The following is a 16,866-nucleotide window of genomic DNA, read 5'->3' as shown; positions in this document are numbered from 1 at the left end:
CCTCCGGTAAGGGTTTCTGGCGGCGCGTCAGCTCACCGGGCGTCTCCCGCGTCCGGGTGCACCGCGAGCGCCAGGGCCTCCGCCGGGATGCCCAGGGCGGCGAGGCGCTCCGGATCGGCCAGGACGTGGAGCTGGACGATGCGGTCGCCGGCGATGGTGAAGGCCAGGAGCGAGGACGGCTTGCCGTCGACGACCGACAGGACGGCCGGACGGCCGTTGACGAGGAGCCGCAGCGAGGCCTTGCGGAAGCTCGCGTACATGAGGGCCTGCCGGGTGATCGCCTCGGCGCCCCGCACCAGCTTGGAGGTGCCGGCGAGCAGCGTCCCGCCGTCGGCGCGCAGCACCGCGTCCGGGTCGAGGACGGCGAGCAGCCCCTCGAAGTCGCCGCCCTGCGAGGCGGCGAGGAAGGCGTCGGCGATCTCCCGCTGGCGGCGCGCGTCGGGGCCGGGCCCCGGGTCGGCGTCCTGGACGCGGCGCCGCGCCCTGCTGGCCAGCTGCCGGGTCGCCGCCGGCGTACGGTCCACGATCCGCGCGATCTCGTCGAAGGAGACGGCGAACATGTCGTGCAGCACGAAGGCGAGCCGCTCGGCGGGGGCCAGCGTCTCCAGGACGACGAGCAGCGCGAGACCGACCGACTCGGTCAGCTCGGCGGCGTGCTCCGGGTCGCCGACGCCGGGGACGTACACGATCGGGTCGGGGACGTGGACGTCGAACGGGTCCTCGCGCCGGGAGCCTCGCGAGCGCAGCATGTCCAGGCAGACGCGGCCGATGACCGTGGTGAGCCAGCCGGTGAGGTTGGCGACCCCGCTCACGTCGGTGCGGTTGAGCTTGAACCAGGTCTCCTGGACCGCGTCCTCCGCCTCGGCGAGCGAGCCGAGCATCCGGTAGGCGACGGCCCGCAGATGCCCCCGGTCGGCGTCGAACCGGCGCGCCAGCGCGTCCGCGTCCGTCCCGCGGGTCTCCCCTGTGGTCCCCGCCGTGGTCTCGTCCATCCCTCGGTCTCCCCCTTCGCGTCCCGTCCTGCCTTCATGACGGATCGGATCGCGTGCGTGTGACGGCGGAGTGGCGGGCGCGGACGCCCGTACGCGCGCGTGCCCGCCCTCCAGCGGTCTCGGCCCGTGAGATCCACGCCGCTCGGGAACGATCGCCCGGATTTCCCCGGCCGAAGCCCCCGAGCGGCGGGGAACGTCACTTCAGCACGATGATCTTCGTCCGTAGATTGATCACCATGACGACGACAGAGACCCGGGTCAACCCCGTACTGCGCACCCCGCCCGCCTCTCCCGCCGCCGCGGCCGCCTACTTCTCCGCGAGCCTCGCCTTCCACGCCGACGTCTCCGACGTGGCCTCGGCCCTCGCCGACGCCCGCGCCACCGGCACCGACCCCGGCTTCGTGGTGCTCGACTCCCGCTCCACCGCCTCCTGGGACCAGGGCCACGTCCCCGGCGCCCTCCACCTCCCCACCGCGCTCATCCCCGAGCAGGCGGAGCGGCTCCTCGACAAGGCCGTCCCGGTCGTCACCTACTGCTGGGGCCCCGGCTGCAACGGCGCCACGCGCGCGGCGCTCGCCCTCGCCGAGCTGGGCTTCCAGGTGAAGGAGATGCTCGGCGGCTTCGAGTACTGGGTGCGCGAGGGCTTCGCGTACGAGACCTGGGAGGGCCCGGCGGAGCGCGCCGCGGACCCGCTGACGGCGCCCGTCGACGCCGAGGACTGCGGCTGCTGAGAGAGCCGGCGAGGGAGCCGCCGGGAAACCCGATTTCGGATTCCGCCGCGCATGCCGTAAGGTCGTGTTCACCGACGCGGGGTGGAGCAGCTCGGTAGCTCGCTGGGCTCATAACCCAGAGGTCGCAGGTTCAAATCCTGTCCCCGCTACTCAGTAGCCCGAAGGCCCGGATCGTCTCCGTACGATCCGGGCCTTCGGCGTTCCCCGGGCCGCGCGATTCGGGTTGACCTTTACGTAACGTCAAGTTCTACCGTTCCCGTCATGGAGTGGTCGATCCAGGAGATCGCCAGGAAGGCCGGCACCACCAGCCGCACGCTGCGCCACTACGGCGAGCTGGGGCTGCTGGAGCCGAGCCGGATCGGCACGAACGGTTACCGGTACTACGACCAGGCGGCGCTCGTCCGGCTGCAGCGGATCCTGCTGCTGCGCGAGCTCGGGCTCTCGCTGCCCGCCATCGCCGAGGTCCTCGAAGGCCAGCGGGACACCTCGGCCGCCCTGCGCACGCATCTGGCCCTCCTGGAACAGGAGCGCGAGCGCATCGGGCGGCAGATCGAGGCCGTACGGACCACTCTCCACAAGACCGAGAGAGGAGAACGGCTCATGGCCGAGGAAGTCTTCGACGGCTTCGACCACACGCGGTACGAGGCGGAGGTCACCGAACGGTGGGGCCGCGAGGCCTACGAGCAGGGCGACCGCTGGTGGCGCTCGCTCAGCGACGCCGAGAAGAAGGAGTTCATGGAGACGCAGGCCGGCATCGCCCGCGACTTCGGCGCCGCCGCCGCCGCGGGCCTCGCGGCGGACAGCGACGAGGTGCAGGCCCTGGCCCGCCGCCAGTACGAGTGGCTGTCCCTCACCACGCGGCCGACGAAGGAGTACCTGATCGGGCTCGGCCAGATGTACGTGGACGACCCCAGGTTCACCAAGAACTACGACCGGCACGGCGAGGGCACGGCCGTCCTGGTGCGCGACGCCCTGGCCGTGTGGGCCGAGCGGAACCTGTGACCCCGCGGACGGCCCCGCGCCCGAAGTGAGCACCGGCCGCCAGTGAGCACCGGCCGCCAGTGAGCACCGGCTGCCCGAAGTGCGTGCCAGCCGCCCGAAGTAAGCACCGGCCGAAACCATGCCGCTCCACGCCCGCCTCTTTGCGCGGGCGTGAACGCGGAACGTAGCGTTGCGACCGCTATGTGTGACGCGGTCGTGACGGGCGGACGAGGAGGAGCAGGAGGACGGGCGCCCGTCCTCCTGCTCCTCCTCGTGCTCCTTCCGCTCCTCGCGTTCTCCGCCGGCCTCTGCCACGGGGCGCCGGGCCACGCGGAGCGGGCCGCGCCCGGGCACGCGGCCACCGGCGCGGCCGTCGCCGTCGCCGGGCCCGCCCACGGGGCCGGGCCGCACGGCTGCGGACAGGACGGGGCGGGCCACGCCGCCGAGCTGCCGGTCCCCGCGCAGACGGCGGCCGCCCCGCAGCTCGACCCGCCGGGCCCCGGCACGGTCACCGCCCCCGGGCCCGCCACCCCGCTGCCGCCCTCGGCCGACCTGCGGCACGCCCGCACGCGCGCGGGGCCCTGCCCCGAGCCCGGACGGCTCCTCATCGCCCTCGGAGTGGACCGGAACTGAAGCGGCCACCGCCGTCGCCGCCCGGCGACGGCCGAGCCGCCTTCTCCGGCACATCCCACCCCTCCCGACCTCCGAGGACGGACCCACACCCATGCATGCCGCTCCCCCGCCCCCGTACGCGCCCCCGCGCCCGCACCCGACCGTCGGCGACACCCCCGTGCTGTGGACCGACGACGGCTACTGGGCCAAGCTCGAAGGCTTCAACTCCGGCGGCATCAAGGACCGCGCGGCCCTCCACATGGTCGAGGAGGCCCGCCGCCGGGGCGATCTGCGGCCCGGCGCGCCCATCGTCGAGTCGACCTCCGGCACCCTCGGCCTCGGGCTCGCGCTCGCCGGGGTGCTCCACGGCCACCCCGTGCACGTCGTCACCGACCCCGGTCTCGAACCGATCGTCGAGCGGATGCTCACCGCCCACGGCGCCACCGTCCACGTCGTCACCGAGCCCCATCCGCGCGGCGGCTGGCAGCAGGCCCGCAAGGACCGGGTCGCCGAGCTCCTCGGCCGTCTCGACGGCTCCTGGTGGCCCGACCAGTACGGCAACCCGGACAACCCCGCCGCCTACGCGGGGCTCGCCGCCGAACTGTCCGGCCGGCTCGACCGGATCGACGTGCTCGTCTGCGCGGTCGGCACCGGCGGCCACTCCGCCGGCATCGCCCGCGCGCTGCGGGCCACCAGCAGCCCCGCCCTGGAGCTCGTCGGCGTCGACTCGATCCGCTCCACCGTCTTCGGCCTGCCCGCGGGGGAGCGGCTGATGCGCGGGCTCGGCTCCTCCATCCATCCGGCCAACGTCGACCACGCGGCCTTCGACGAGGTCCACTGGGTGGCCCCGGCGGAGGCCGTCCGCTCCGCCCGCAGGCTCGCCGCCCGCCAGTTCGCCACCGGCGGCTGGAGCGTCGGCGCGGTCGCGCTCGTCGCCGGCTGGCTGGCCCGCACGCGCCCGCGTGGCACCCGGATCGTGGCCGTCTTCCCCGACGGCCCCCAGCGCTACTTCGACACCGTCTTCAACGACGAGTACTGCGCCGCCCACGGCCTCCTCGACGGACCCGTACGCGACGAACCGGCCGAGTACCGGGGCCCGGAGGGGGTCGAGGAGTGGACCCGGCGGGTTCTGGACCGCGCGTCGGAGGCGGCCCGTTGAGCACCACCACCGCACCGCCCCGGGGCGGCGTCTGGAAGCGGAGCCGTACCTTCGGGCCCTCCGTCCGGCTGCTCTTCCTCAACCAGCTCACCATCAACCTCGGCTTCTACATGCTGATGCCCTACCTGGCCGCCCACCTGGCCGACGGGCTCGGGATGGCGGCCTGGTCGGTCGGGCTCGTCCTCGGCGTCCGGAACCTCTCCCAGCAGGGCATGTTCCTCGTCGGCGGGGCGCTCGCCGACCGGCTCGGCTTCAAGCCGCTCATCGTGGCCGGCTGCGCGCTGCGGACCGCCGGCTTCGGCGCGCTCGCGTTCGCCCAGTCGCTGCCCGTCCTGATCGCCGCCTCCCTCGCCACCGGCCTCGCGGGCGCGCTCTTCAACCCCGCCGTGCGCGCGTGCCTGGCGGCGGAGGCGGGGGAGGAACGCAGGGTGGAGGCGTTCGCCCTGTTCAACGCCTACTACCAGGCCGGCATCCTGCTCGGCCCGCTGATCGGGGTGGCGCTCACCGGGGTGTCGTTCCGGCTGACGTGCGTGACCGCGGCCCTGCTCTTCCTGGGCCTGACCCTGGTCCAGCTGCGGCACCTGCCCGCCGCGGCGGGCGGCGGGCGGCCGGAGCCGCGGGAGAGCGGGACCCGGGGCCAGTTCCGTACCGTCCTCGGCAACCGCGTCTTCTGGCTCTTCTCGCTCGCCATGACCGGCTCGTACGTGCTGTCCTTCCAGGTCTACCTGGCGCTGCCGCTCGCGGCGGGCGGCACGGGCGTGACGACCGCGCTCTTCGTCGTCTCCGCGCTCGTCGCGCTCGCCGGGCAGCTGCGGATCACCGCCTGGTGCGCGGCCCGGCTCTCCCGCGAGCGGAGCCTCGTCGCCGGGCTCGCGCTGATGGGCGGCGCCTTCCTGCTGCCGGCCGGGCTCGGCCGGGGCGCGCCCGCGCTGCTGCTGTGCGCGGCCGTCCTGGCGGTGGCGAACGCGGTGCTCTACCCGTACGAGATGGACACCGTCGTCGCCCTCTCCCGGGGGCGCTGGGTGGCCACCCACTACGGGCTCTACAACACGGTGTGCGGGATCGGCATCACCCTCGGGAACCTGGGCACGGGCGTGCTGCTCGACGTCACGGGGTGGACGGCGGTGCCGTGGCTCGCCCTGGCCGGGGTCGGCCTCGCCTGCGCGGCGGCGGTCGGGGCGCTGGGGAGGGGAGGCCGCCTGCGGACCGAGTAGGCCGCCACCCGTGGGTACGCCGGTCGGTCCCCCGCCGGTCGCCGTCCGGCGCCCGGCCGGGGACCCTGGAAGGTGTGCGGTCGTGGGTCCCGGGCCGGGGCGCACGGCCCGGCGGACGGTGGACCGGTCAGGAGTACACAGGTGGCGCACCCTCGGGGAGCGGCAGGCGGCGGACGGCCCGGGGGCCGTACCGTCCGCTCCGGCGCGCGCCGTGACGGGCCGAACGGGCGGTACGGGGGTGAGCCGCAGGTCCCGCCCGTCCCGTACCAGGGCGTTCGAAGGCTCCTGCGGGCGCTGCCGCCGCTGCTCATCGCGGGCGGGATCGTCCTCGACCTGGCGGCGCCGGCCCCGTACACCGCCGCGCCGCTCTTCGCCGCCGCCCCGCTGGTCGCCGCCCCGTTCTTCTCCCGGCTCGTCACCCTGCTGACCGGGATCGCGGCGGTCCTGGCCTCCGTCGGGCTCCACGCGTACGAGCGCACGCTCGACGAGGCGCCCCCGCTCACCGAGACCCTGACCGTGGTGACCGTCTCCGCCCTGGCGATGGTGATCAACCTGGTGGTGCGGCGCAGCGGGGAGCGCCTCGCGTCGGCGCGGGTGATCGCGGAGGCGGCGCAGCGGGCGGTGCTACCCATGCCGGCGGAGCGGATCGCCGGGCTCCAGTGCGCGGCGCGGTACGAGGCGGCGCAGGCCGACGCGTTCATCGGCGGGGACCTGTTCGCGGTGCAGGACACCCCGCACGGGGTGCGGCTCGTGGTGGGGGACGTGCGCGGCAAGGGGATGGAGGCGGTGGAGGTGGTGGCCGTGGTCATCGGCGCCTTCCGGGAGGCGGCCGAGCAGGAGGCGACCCTGGAGGGGGTGGCGCTGCGCCTGGAACGGGCGCTCACGCGTGAGGGGGCGCGGAGGGAAGGGCTCGACGCCTTCGAGGGGTTCACCACGGCGGTGCTCGCCGAGATCCCGCGCGAGGGCGGGAGCATCCGCCTTGTGAACCGGGGGCATCCGCCGCCGCTGCTGCTGTACGGGGACGGGCGCCTGGAGGCGGTCGAACCGGCCGAACCGGCGCTGCCGCTCGGCATGGGCGAGCTGGCCGTCTGGCCGGACCGGGCCGACGAGCGGCCGTACCCGCCGGGCTCGACCCTGCTCTTCTTCACGGACGGCGTGACGGAGGCGCGGGACGCGTACGGCGTCTTCTACGATCCGGCGGCCCGGCTCGCCGGGGCGGTCTTCCCGGGCCCCGAGGAGCTGCTCGACGCGCTCGTGGACGACGTACGGCGGCACACGGGCGGCGGTTCGACCGACGACATGGCGCTGCTCGCGGTGACCCGGCCGGTGGCCGGGGCGCCGGAACGGCGGCGGACGATGCCGGTGGTGCCGCCGGCACCGCCGCACGGCTGAGTCCCGCTCCCGCCTCGTTCACCGCCCCCGTCACCGTCCGTGCTCACGAGGTGTCACAGCGATAACAATTGACATAACGTCAGGTCTCCGAGGTTTGGTCGGGGCGTACTGAGGGGGGCTCAACTCGGGCGATTCCCTGCCAATTCGATGAATGATCAAGGGGAACGGCTTGGAATCGGAGTGCCGTGTCTATTAACGTTCGATAACGCAGCGCGGTCGTCCCAGCCGTCGCAAGAGACGGCTCCGTGCGCACGTGCCGAATCCCGAAAGGGAACCGGGGAACCATCCCTTGGGGTGAATCGGGCCCCTCGCACCTCCCCCGTGCGAAGACGCCCGTAGGAGACCTTCCTGCTCCGAACCCGTCAGCTAACCCGGTAGGCGAGAAGGAAGGAAAGGAGCGCGCCTCCGTGGCGTCCAACACCCCCGTACCCGGAGCCCCCTTCGAGCCCTTCGGCGGCCCGGGTGCCGTCGGAGCGGACGACCCGGCCGGCGCGGTGCCGGGCGCGTACGCGTCCGAGACCGCCTCCTTCACCCCCGCGCCCGGCGAGTGGAACCCCACCGAGGGCTCCCTGCGCGCCGAGAGCCGTTCCGGCGGCCGGCACCGGGTCGTGAAGCAGCGCTCCAACTTCGCCCGTTCCTCCACCGTCCTCGGCGTCGGTGTCATCGCCGCCGTCGGCGCCGGCGGCCTCGCCACCGCGCAGGAGAAGGCCCCGGTCGCGATCTCCCTGCCGGACCTCCCCGACCTCGGCCTGCCGGACGTCCACGACCTCCCCGGCGTCGGCGACCTCATCCCCGGCGGCGACGAGAAGACCACCCCGGTACGGGACTCCGCGCCGGCCCCGGCGGGCGGAGCCGCCGCGAAGCCGCTGACCTCGGTCACGTACACCGCCCCGGCCGACACCACCGCCTCCACCGCCGCCGAGGAGCGCACCGCCTCCACCGCCGACGCCGGCGAGGCCCTGCGCGCCCGCATCCTCCAGCAGGCCGAACAGCAGCAGCAGGCCGCCGTCGACGCCGAGAAGGAGGCCGCGGAGAAGCTGGCCGCCGAGAAGGCCGCGGAGGACGCGGCGAAGGCCGCCGCGGAGGCCGCGGCCAAGGCCGAGGCGGAAGCGAAGGCCAAGGCGGAGGCCGAGGCCAAGGCGGAGGCGGAGCGGCTCGCCGCGGAGAAGGCCGAGGCGGAGCGGATCGCCGCCGAGAAGGCGGAGGCCGAGCGGCTCGCCCAGCTGGCCGCCAGCTACTCCATGCCGCTCTCCTCGTACACGCTCACCTCGACCTACATGCAGTCCGGTTCGATGTGGTCCTCCGGCTACCACACCGGCCTCGACTTCGCCGCCCCCACCGGCACCCCGCTCAAGGCGGTGCACGGCGGCACCATCACCTCGGCCGGCTGGTCCGGCTCGTACGGCTACCGGATCGTCCTGCGGCTGGAGGACGGCACCGAGATCTGGTACTGCCACCTCTCCTCGATGACCGTCGCCGCGGGCCAGACCGTCACCACCGGCGAGACCATCGGCCGCGTCGGCGCCACCGGCAACGTGACGGGGCCCCACCTCCACCTGGAGGTCCACACCCCCGACGGCTCGGGCATCGACCCGGCGGAGTGGCTGCGCTCCAAGGGCCTGACGGTCTGATCACGTCGGGGCCTACCCCTTGTAGGGGTTGTAGCCGCCGTAGTCGAGGTACTGCGGCGGTACCCACACCCGGCCGGTGGCCCGCGCCGCGTACGACAGCGCGGGCGAGGCCGTCGCCCGCCGCTCCCACAGGTGGTGCAGCAGCTCCTGCTCGCGGGCCGCGAAGTCCGGCACCGGGACCGTGCCCCGGCGGGCCCGCTCGCGCAGGAAGGCGAGGGTGGTGGCGAAGGACTCGTACTCGCCGACCGCCCGCGCCCCCGCCTTGCCGTACGTACGGGACGCCACCTGGCGCGCGGTGCGACGGGCCCGCATCGAGGAGAGCGCCAGCGGCTCCTCGGGGGAGAGCCAGCCGGCCGCCGCGTACGCGGGCAGCACCGCGGCGATCGTCCGCAGCTCCTTCTGCCGGCTCCAGACGGCGAGCCAGGTCAGCAGCCCGAAGGCCGGGACCATGAACATCGCGTACACGGCGTAGAAGGCGAGCGCGCCGCCGAAGGTCGCCGAGCCGTTCCACAGCGCGTGGACGCCCATCGCGAGCAGCAGCCCGGTGAACGGCAGCAGCACCTTCCGCAGCCGCTTGCCGCGCGGGGCGAGCGCGGCCAGGCCGAAGCCTATGCCGGTGAGCACGGTGAAGAGCGGGTGCGCGAACGGGGACATCACGACCCGGACGAAGAAGGTGCCCGCGGTGATCGCGCCGATGCCGCCGTCGCCGATGTCCTGGTCCTCGCCGAAGGCGTTGCCCAGGTAGAGGATGTTCTCGGTGAACGCGAAGCCGGTCGCCGTGAAACCGGCGATCACCACCCCGTCGACCAGGCTCCGGAAGTTCCGCCGCCGGAAGAGGAAGAGCAGCAGGACCGCGGCGGCCTTCGCGGACTCCTCCACCACCGGGGCGATCACGGTGGCGCCGAGGTCGTCGGCGGAGCCCGGGTCGGCGGTCGCGGTGGCGATCCAGCGGATGGCGAAGGAGTTCGCGAGGATCGCGACCAGGGCGGCGGCGAACGCCCCCCACGCGGAGGCGAACAGCAGGTTCTTCCACGGCACCGGCTCGACCCGGTCGAGCCACCGGAACGCGGCCATGAGCAGCGGTACGGGAAGCACCGCGAGGCCCAGACCGACGAGGAACCCCTCGGTGCCGGTCTGCTCCCGCACCAGCGCCAGGATCACCAGGGCGCAGAGCGCGAGCAGCGTGATCAGGGCGACGGCCCGCACGACCCGGCTCCGCCAGAAGGCCCGCCGCGGGCGGTACCGCCACTGGCGCCGGTCCGCGGCCACGGCGAACGACGGCTCGTCGCCCTCCCGCGCGGGCACGTCGGCGTGGCCGACCGCCTCGACGGCCGGCGGCCCGGCCTGGGCGGGCAGCGACGGGGGCCGTGCGGGCGGCGCGGTCTCCGGCCTGGTCTCCGGCTCGGGCTGGGGCGGCGGGAAGGGATGCGTCACGGACCGACCCTAACGACCCGCACCGACAGGGTCGACGGGATACGGGGTACCGGAGGAGGGGAGGTCCGAGGAGGGCGCTACTTCCTGCGGAAGAGCAGGTCGTGCACGACGTGCCCCTTGTCCAGGCCCTGGCCCTCGAACCGGGTCAGCGGCCGGAAGTCGGGGCGGGGCGCGTAGCCGCCGCCGGGGACCGTGTTCTCGAAGTCGGGGTGCGCGGACAGCACCTCCAGCATCTGCTCCGCGTACGGCTCCCAGTCCGTGGCGCAGTGCAGGACCCCGCCCGGCTTCAGCCGGGTCGCGAGCAGCGTCAGGAACTCGGGCTGGATGAGGCGCCGCTTGTGGTGCCGCTTCTTGGGCCACGGGTCCGGGAAGTAGACGCGGCAGCCGTCGAGGGCGGCCGGGTCGAGCATCTCGCGCAGCAGGATGATCGCGTCGCCGTTGGCGACCCGGACGTTCGTGAGCCCGTTGCGGTCGGCGAGCCCGAGGAGATTGCCCTGGCCGGGCGTGTGCACGTCGACGGCGAGGATGCCGGTGCCGGGGTCGGCGGCGGCCATCTGCGCGGTCGCCTCGCCCATCCCGAAACCGATCTCCAGGACGACCGGCAGTCCGCCGAACAGCTCCCGCAGGTCGAGGACCCGCTTGCCGTCGATGTCCAGACCCCAGTCCGGCCACCGCTTCAGCATCGCCTCGGCCTGCCCGGCGGTCACCCGGCTCCGCCGCGGCTGAAAACTCCGGATCCGCCGCTCGAAGTGCGCCCCCGCGGGGTCGGGCGCGGGCCCCTCGCCGGGCGCGAACATCCGACTGCCCCGCCGAGCGACGCCCTCACTACGCTTCTCATGCTCCTCAACCACAATGCGCCCCATGGTACGGCGCCCCGGCCTTCCGCTGCGGGCTGCGCTGCCCGCGCGCGGGGCGCCTTACAGCAGCCCCAGCGCCCGGCGGGCGATTTCGCGGCCGATGGGCAGCGACGCCGTCGCCGCGGGCGAGGGCGCGTTCAGGACGTGCACCGTCCGCTCCGCCTCCCGGATGAGGAAGTCGTCCACCAGCGTCCCGTCCCGCAGCACCGCCTGCGCCCGCACCCCCGCCGCCGCGGGCCGCAGGTCCGACTCGTCGACGCCGGGCAGCAGCCGCCGCACCGCCTCCGTGAAGGCCCGCTTCGACAGGGAGCGGCGCAGCTCGCCCGCGCCGTACCGCCAGTGCCGGCGCGCGATGGTCCAGGAGCCGGGCCACGCGAGCGTGCCGGCGAGCTCGGCGGGGCGGACGGTTCTCCGGTCGTACCCCTCGCGCGCCGGCGCCGGCACCGCGTTCGGCCCGATGTGGACGCCGCCGTCGATGCCCCGCGTGAGGTGCACCCCGAGGAAGGGGAAGGCGGGGTCGGGCACCGGGTAGACCAGGCCCCGCACCAGAGAGGGATCGGCCAGCTCGTAGTACTCGCCGCGGAAGGGGACGATCCGCATGCCCGGGTCGTCGCCGGCGAGCCGCGCGACCCGGTCGCAGTGCAGCCCCGCGCAGTTCACCAGGACCTTGCCGCGCACGATCCGTCGGTCGGCGGTCCGGACGGCGACGCCCCACGGGCGCCGGTCCACGGCCGTGACCTCCGCCCCGTACATGATCTCGGCGCCGGAGGAGTCGGCGAGCCGCTGAGCGACGCACTTGTAGTCGACGATGCCGGTGGTGCCGACGTGGATCGCGGCGAGGCCCCGCACGCGGGGCTCGTACTCGGTGATCTGCGCCGGGCCGAGCTCGCGCACCGGGATGCCGTTCTCCCGGCCGCGCTGGACCAGGGCGTGCAGCCGGGGCAGCTCCTCGCGCTCGGTGGCGACGACGAGCTTGCCCGTCACCTCGTGTGGAATGTCCCATTCCATGCAGAACTTGACCATCTCCGCGGCGCCCTCGACGGCGAACCGCGCCTTCAGGGAGCCGGGCCGGTAGTAGAGGCCGCTGTGGATGACCCCGCTGTTGCGCCCGGTCTGGTGGCGCGCGGGGCCCTCCTCCTTCTCCAGGACGGTGACCCGGGTGCCGGGGGCGGCGCGCTGGAGCGCGTACGCCGTCGACAGACCGACGATCCCGCCGCCGATCACCAGCACGTCACAGTCGAACACAGCGCCACCTCCCACCCCTGATAGTGCACTGGCCCGCCGACATTCCCGCTAAACGCCCACGTCGTGGGATGCGCGTCACGCTTCCGCGGACACCGTGGGCGCTCCGTCACGTCCCTCACGCCGGTGCGGCAAGCAGCGGCCGGGCCCGCTCCCGCAGCTCCATGACCCGCGGCTCGTGCCCGTACGGCTCCAGGCGGTGCAGCAGGTCCCGTACGTACTCCGTGGTCCGCGCGGAGGAGATCCGGCCGGCCACCTCCACCGCGCGCGTGCCCGCCGCGCAGGCCGCGTCGAGGTTGCCGGACTCCAGCTCGGCGACGGCCGAGACGACGAGCCGCAGCCCGTGCGAGCGGACGAACTCCTCGGTCGGCCGGGACAGCGCCTGTTCGGTGAAGCGCCGCACCTCGCGCGGCATCCTGAGGTCCCGGTAGCACTCGGCGGCGTCCGCGCAGAACCGGTCGTACGAGTAGAAGCCCAGCCACGTGGGGTCGGCGTCGCCCTCCCGGGAGCGCTCCAGCCACCCCTCGGCGGACTTCAGCGCCCCCGCCGCCGCGGGCCCGTCACCGGCCTTGGCGTGCGCGCGGGCCTCGACGAGCCGGAAGAAGGACATGGTGCGGGCGGTGGCGAGCCCCCGGTTCCGTTCGAGCGCGGCCTGCGCCAGGTCCACGCCCTCGTCGGCGAAGCCCCGGTAGGTGGCCTGGAGGGACATCGAGGCGAGGACGTAGCCGCCGAGCGGCACGTCGGCGGCGGCGCGGGCGAGCCGCAGGGCCTGGATGTAGTAGCGCTGGGCGGCCTCCTGCTGCCCGGTGTCGAAGGCCATCCACCCGGCGAGCCGGGTCAGTTCGGCCGTCGCCCCGAAGAGGGCCCGGCCGACCTCGTCCGAGTACGAGCCGAGCAGCAGCGGCGCCGCGTCCACCCTTAAGCACTCGGGCACCATCGAGGAGCGCCAGTCCCCGCCGCCGTACTTGGAGTCCCATTTGCGGGCGTCCTCGGCGGCCTCGCGGAGCTTGGCGACGTCGCTGTGCCCCACGCGCACGTGCTCCCCGGTCCCGTCCGGTCCGGGCCCGCCGCCCGGCCGCCCGGCCTCCCGCTCCACCGACGGGTCGGCGGGGGTGATCAGCCACCGGGAGGCCGGGGTCGCGTAGGCGCTGACCGAGAAGGAACCGGCCAGCGACTGCCAGATCCCGCCCCCGCCGGCCCGCCGGCCCGCGAGATCGAGCCGGTAGAGGTCGGTGGCGGCGCGGACCGCCTCGCCGACGTCCCGGGGGAAGGCGAGGCCCACCTCGGGCGCCGGGTCGGCGTCCGCGAGCCCGATCTCGTGCAGCGGCACGGGCCGGCCCAGCTTCTGGCCGATCGCGGCGGCGATCAGGTGCGGGGCGGCGCCCTGCGGCACCATCCCCTTGGAAACCCAGCGGGCCACCGAGGTCTTGTCGTAACGAAGCGTCAGACCGCGCTGGGCGCCGAGGTCGTTGACGCGCCGGGCGAGGCCGGCGTTGCTGATTCCCGCGAGGGCGAGAACGGCGCCGAGCTTCTCGTTCGGCCCGCGTTGCTCCCTGGACATGACGCCACCCCTCGACATCCAGACGGCCGCCGCGCCGCCGGGCATAGGCGTGCGGCATTCGTCAGCACAGCGTAGTTCGCCGCATCCCCACCGTTAAGGGGCAGAGTTCCGTATGGCGAGATTGTTGTGTGAACAGCCGGCCGGGGGCGCCCTCCGGCCGGAACGTGCTCCGGCCGTGTGGCCGTGCGCCCGGCCGTGCGCTCTCGTCGCTCGGGACCGGGAGCGCTTCCATGGGTGCTGCGTGGGTCGGCCCGTCCGGCCGGGAGACGGAGCCCCCTGGGGCCCGGGTCCCGTACCGGTGGGCTGGGGGACACCGCCGCCCCCTTCCCCGCGGGCGGCGGACGGCGCCGGGGGGCGGGTCGCCTCCCGGACTGCCGCACGCCCGGACCGCGAGCGGGCGCGCCGCGGCGAGCGGCCCCGCGTGGACGGAACGCTTCCGCACCCTCCCCTTCTGTGCCTGACGGGCAATCAAACCTCTTACCAGGGGCGAGATTCAGCCGAAAACGGCCGACCGCAGGGCCTGCCCTGCCGACCGTTCCCGCCGCGCTCCCCTCCCGTACTCCCCTTCCGCGCGCCCCGCGCTCCCCCGCCGTCGCGTCACCCGCCCGCCCGCCGGGCGCCATCGCCCGGCCAACCGGCCCATGCCAGGGGCGCGTTCGGCTTTCGGGCCCGTGCACCCGGACCCCGCCCCGTGCGCCGTTGTCATGGCAGCATGTCCCCACCGAAACGGACGTGGAGGCGCCGATGCGATGGCTGGTGGGCTGGAGCAGTGTCGCCGCGGGGTACGCCACGACCGCGGGAGCGCGCGCCGGGGCGGTGAACGGCGCCCAGGGCACGTACGCTCCCGGCACGTACGCCCCCGGCACGTACGCCCCCGGCTCGTACGGCTCCGGAATTCCGCCCCGCGAGCATCCGTACGCCGAGAGCGGCGGCCGCCTCGGGGGGCGCACGGTGCAGCCGGTGGGCGCACAGCTCCTGTGGGGCGACCCCGACCCGCTGTGGGCGGTCGGCGACTGGCGCCCCGACGAGGTGCGGGTGGTCGCCCTCGACGACGGCACCCGGCTCGCCGTCCTCGGCTGCTGCGCCGCGAGCGACGACGAACTCCGCCGCGGCCTCGTCACCGCGCGCGGCGGCGCCCTGCGCCACCTCACCGCCTGGCCCGGCAGCTACACCGCCGTCGTGAAGGCCGGCCGCCGGGTCACCGTCACCGGCGACCTCGCGGGCGCCCGGCCCGTTTTCCACACCCCCTGGGAGGGCGGCACCGCCTACGCCACCGCCGCCCTCCCGCTCGCCGACCTCGTCGAGGCCCAGCTCGACATCGGCCACCTCGCCGCCCTCCTCGCCTGCCCCGAGTCCCCGGAGGCCCTGCGCGACACCACCCCCTACGAGGGCGTCCGCCGCGTCCCGCCCGGCCACGCGCTGATCCTGCGCGAGGGCTCCCGCGAGATCGCCGGGTACGAGACGGTGGCCTCGCTCGCCGTCGCCGCGCCGCAGGCCGACCCCCGGCAGGCCGTCGAGGCGGTCAGGGACGCGCTCGTGGAGTCCGTACGGGCCCGGCTCACCGCCCCCCGGCACGCGCCCGAGGCACCGCCGCCGGACCCCGGCCCCGTCCCCGGGATGGGGCCCGCGGACCGGCGGGCGGCACGCGGCGCGGGCCCCGTGCCCGGAATCGGCGCCGACCTGTCCGGCGGCAGCGCCTCCGCCACCCTGGCCCTGCTCGCCGCCGGACTGCCCGGAGTGCCCGGCACGATCCTCGGACACGGCGCCGACGCGGGGGAGCGGCTGCTCGCCGTCACCTTCAACGACCTCGCCACCAGGCCTGGGCCCGGCCGGACGGCCGAACTGGAGCGGGCCAGGGAGCTGGCGGCCGACCCCCGGCTGCGCCACGTGGTCGTCACGGCGGGCGAGGAGGCCCTGCCGTACGCCGCCCTCGACGGGCCGCTCACCGACGAGCCGGGGCCCGCGCTCGTCACCGCCGAACGGCACCGCAGGCGCCTCGCGGGAGGCAGCGCCGACCACTTCACCGGCCTGGGCGCCCGGCAGGTCATGGACGCCCACCCGGCGCGCCTCGCCGACCTCCTGATGGACCGCCGGCGCCGCTCCCTGGTGCGCCCGGTGACGGCCCTCGCCAGGGCGACCGGCCCGTCGGCGGGCGCCTTCCTGGTGCCGGTCACCGTCTACCGCGCGGCGCGCAGGCTCGCCCGTACCCCTTACCGGACCGGCCTGGAGACCGCCGCCCGGCACGTCCTCGACGCCAACCGGGCCCCCGCCGACGCCCACGGCCCCCTGGCCGCCTCGCTCTCCGCCCTCGCCTGGTCCCGTCCGGGCCCCGCCGCCCGCTGGCTGACCGGCGAGGCGCTGGCCGAGGTGTCGGCCCGCCTCCACCGCGCGGCCACCCTGCCGCCCGCCGTCCAGCGCCCCGGCGAGGCACGCGCGCGTGCCGCCCTCGCCCGGGCCGCCGCCGACCACCGGGTCCTGGAACAGGCCGCCGAGATCCGGGGCCAGCGGCTGCACGCCCCCTTCCTCGACAACCAGGTCGTCCGCGCGTGCAGGGACCTGCCCGAAGCGCTCCGGGTCCAGCCCGACGCGCGTGCCGGCGTCCTGCGCACGGTCCTCGCCGACACCGGCATCCGCGACCTGCCGCCCGGCTGGGGCGCCCCGTACCCGGCGGTCTCCGCCGCCACCGCCCGCGCGGGCCTGCGTGCCGCCCTCCCGAACCTCCTCGCCCTCTTCGACGCCCCCCTCCTCGCCGACGCCGGCCTCATCGAGGCGGGCACCGTCCGCGAAGCCCTCCGCGCCGCCGCCGACGGCGCCCGCGTCCCCCTCGACGGCCTCGCCGACCTGATCTCCACCGAACTCTGGCTCCGCCGCCTCCTCGCCCGCCGAGGCTCCTGCTGGACCGACACGGCCACCCCGCGCGCCCCGCGCGCGGTCCAGGGTCCCCTGATCCCGGCCTCCCGGTCCCTCCCGGCCCGCTGAAACGTCACAGCACACCCGTTCGAGTGAACGCGTTCCTGACCAGGCCCCGGACACCCGTCCTAAGCTGAGAGCGTCGCACCG

Annotated in this window: 13 protein-coding genes, 1 tRNA gene and 1 riboswitch; of the genes, 9 read left to right on the top strand and 5 right to left on the bottom strand. The window is 75.2% G+C overall.

Going from position 1 to position 16,866, the window contains the following annotated elements; genetic code table 11:
* Positions 1-32: 32 nt before the first annotated feature.
* Positions 33-992 carry a sigma-70 family RNA polymerase sigma factor gene (locus QK442_RS16190; protein ID WP_282694647.1) on the bottom strand — a complete coding sequence of 320 codons (960 nt, stop codon included), beginning with the start codon at positions 990-992 and terminating at the stop codon, positions 33-35.
* 236 nt (positions 993-1,228) lie between these two features.
* On the opposite strand from QK442_RS16190, the gene QK442_RS16185 reads away from it, so the two are divergent.
* The 8 genes from QK442_RS16185 to QK442_RS16150 all read left to right on the top strand — a co-directional run bounded on the left by QK442_RS16185 (position 1,229) and on the right by QK442_RS16150 (position 8,712).
* Complete coding sequence (locus QK442_RS16185) at positions 1,229-1,723, top strand: rhodanese-like domain-containing protein (protein WP_282694646.1); 495 nt, start codon at positions 1,229-1,231, stop codon at positions 1,721-1,723.
* Between the two features lie 75 nt (positions 1,724-1,798).
* Positions 1,799-1,872, top strand: a tRNA-Met gene (locus QK442_RS16180).
* A gap of 112 nt (positions 1,873-1,984) precedes the next feature.
* On the top strand, positions 1,985-2,725 hold the full coding sequence (locus QK442_RS16175; protein WP_282694645.1) for a MerR family transcriptional regulator: 741 nt from the start codon (positions 1,985-1,987) through the stop codon (positions 2,723-2,725).
* Positions 2,726-2,977: 252 nt separating this feature from the next.
* A complete protein-coding gene (locus QK442_RS16170) occupies positions 2,978-3,337 on the top strand; it encodes a hypothetical protein (RefSeq protein WP_282694644.1) in 360 nt (119 codons plus the stop codon).
* Positions 3,338-3,428: 91 nt separating this feature from the next.
* Positions 3,429-4,475 carry a PLP-dependent cysteine synthase family protein gene (locus tag QK442_RS16165; RefSeq protein ID WP_282694643.1) on the top strand — a complete coding sequence of 349 codons (1,047 nt, stop codon included), beginning with the start codon at positions 3,429-3,431 and terminating at the stop codon, positions 4,473-4,475.
* Complete coding sequence (locus QK442_RS16160; RefSeq protein ID WP_282694642.1) at positions 4,472-5,689, top strand: MFS transporter; 1,218 nt, start codon at positions 4,472-4,474, stop codon at positions 5,687-5,689. The genes QK442_RS16165 and QK442_RS16160 overlap by 4 nt, the downstream gene beginning before the upstream one ends.
* A 285-nt stretch (positions 5,690-5,974) precedes the next feature.
* The gene (locus QK442_RS16155) at positions 5,975-7,081 is read left to right on the top strand and encodes a PP2C family protein-serine/threonine phosphatase (protein WP_282694778.1); all 1,107 of its coding nucleotides are present in this window, start codon (positions 5,975-5,977) and stop codon (positions 7,079-7,081) included.
* A 244-nt stretch (positions 7,082-7,325) separates the two neighbouring features.
* Positions 7,326-7,477: riboswitch (cyclic di-AMP (ydaO/yuaA leader) on the top strand.
* An 11-nt stretch (positions 7,478-7,488) separates the two neighbouring features.
* Positions 7,489-8,712, top strand: coding sequence for a M23 family metallopeptidase (locus QK442_RS16150; protein WP_282694641.1), 1,224 nt, complete (start codon positions 7,489-7,491; stop codon positions 8,710-8,712).
* Positions 8,713-8,724: 12 nt separating this feature from the next.
* Here QK442_RS16150 and QK442_RS16145 read toward each other — a convergent pair whose 3' ends face one another.
* From QK442_RS16145 to QK442_RS16130, 4 genes are all read right to left on the bottom strand, one after another.
* Positions 8,725-10,017 (bottom strand): PrsW family intramembrane metalloprotease, encoded by a 1,293-nt coding sequence (locus QK442_RS16145; RefSeq protein ID WP_282694777.1) that lies wholly within the window; start codon positions 10,015-10,017, stop codon positions 8,725-8,727.
* Between the two features lie 206 nt (positions 10,018-10,223).
* On the bottom strand, positions 10,224-10,943 hold the full coding sequence (gene trmB / locus QK442_RS16140; protein ID WP_282694640.1) for a tRNA (guanosine(46)-N7)-methyltransferase TrmB: 720 nt from the start codon (positions 10,941-10,943) through the stop codon (positions 10,224-10,226).
* A 120-nt stretch (positions 10,944-11,063) separates the two neighbouring features.
* Entirely contained in the window at positions 11,064-12,248 is a 1,185-nt protein-coding gene (gene lhgO, locus QK442_RS16135; RefSeq protein ID WP_282694639.1) for an L-2-hydroxyglutarate oxidase, read from the bottom strand.
* Between the two features lie 115 nt (positions 12,249-12,363).
* Positions 12,364-13,806, bottom strand: coding sequence for an MFS transporter (locus QK442_RS16130; RefSeq protein ID WP_282694638.1), 1,443 nt, complete (start codon positions 13,804-13,806; stop codon positions 12,364-12,366).
* A gap of 744 nt (positions 13,807-14,550) precedes the next feature.
* Here QK442_RS16130 and QK442_RS16125 point away from each other — a divergent pair.
* Positions 14,551-16,785: an asparagine synthase-related protein gene (locus tag QK442_RS16125; protein ID WP_282694637.1), complete on the top strand. Its 2,235-nt coding sequence runs from the start codon at positions 14,551-14,553 to the stop codon at positions 16,783-16,785.
* Positions 16,786-16,866 lie beyond the last annotated feature (81 nt).

Source organism: Streptomyces sp. CC208A (assembly GCF_030010625.1).
GTDB lineage: Bacteria > Actinomycetota > Actinomycetes > Streptomycetales > Streptomycetaceae > Streptomyces.
This window is presented reverse-complemented; position numbering and strand designations above follow the sequence as displayed.

Bases quoted from the DNA above. Each gene is read 5' to 3' on its own strand.
- trmB (WP_282694640.1), bottom strand. From the start codon at position 10,943: ATGTTCGCGCCCGGCGAGGGGCCCGCGCCCGACCCCGCGGGGGCGCAC.
- QK442_RS16185 (WP_282694646.1), top strand. From the start codon at position 1,229: ATGACGACGACAGAGACCCGGGTCAACCCCGTACTGCGCACCCCGCCC.
- QK442_RS16125 (WP_282694637.1), top strand. From the start codon at position 14,551: ATGCGATGGCTGGTGGGCTGGAGCAGTGTCGCCGCGGGGTACGCCACG.
- QK442_RS16190 (WP_282694647.1), bottom strand. From the start codon at position 992: ATGGACGAGACCACGGCGGGGACCACAGGGGAGACCCGCGGGACGGAC.
- QK442_RS16175 (WP_282694645.1), top strand. From the start codon at position 1,985: ATGGAGTGGTCGATCCAGGAGATCGCCAGGAAGGCCGGCACCACCAGC.
- QK442_RS16130 (WP_282694638.1), bottom strand. From the start codon at position 13,806: ATGTCCAGGGAGCAACGCGGGCCGAACGAGAAGCTCGGCGCCGTTCTC.
- QK442_RS16165 (WP_282694643.1), top strand. From the start codon at position 3,429: ATGCATGCCGCTCCCCCGCCCCCGTACGCGCCCCCGCGCCCGCACCCG.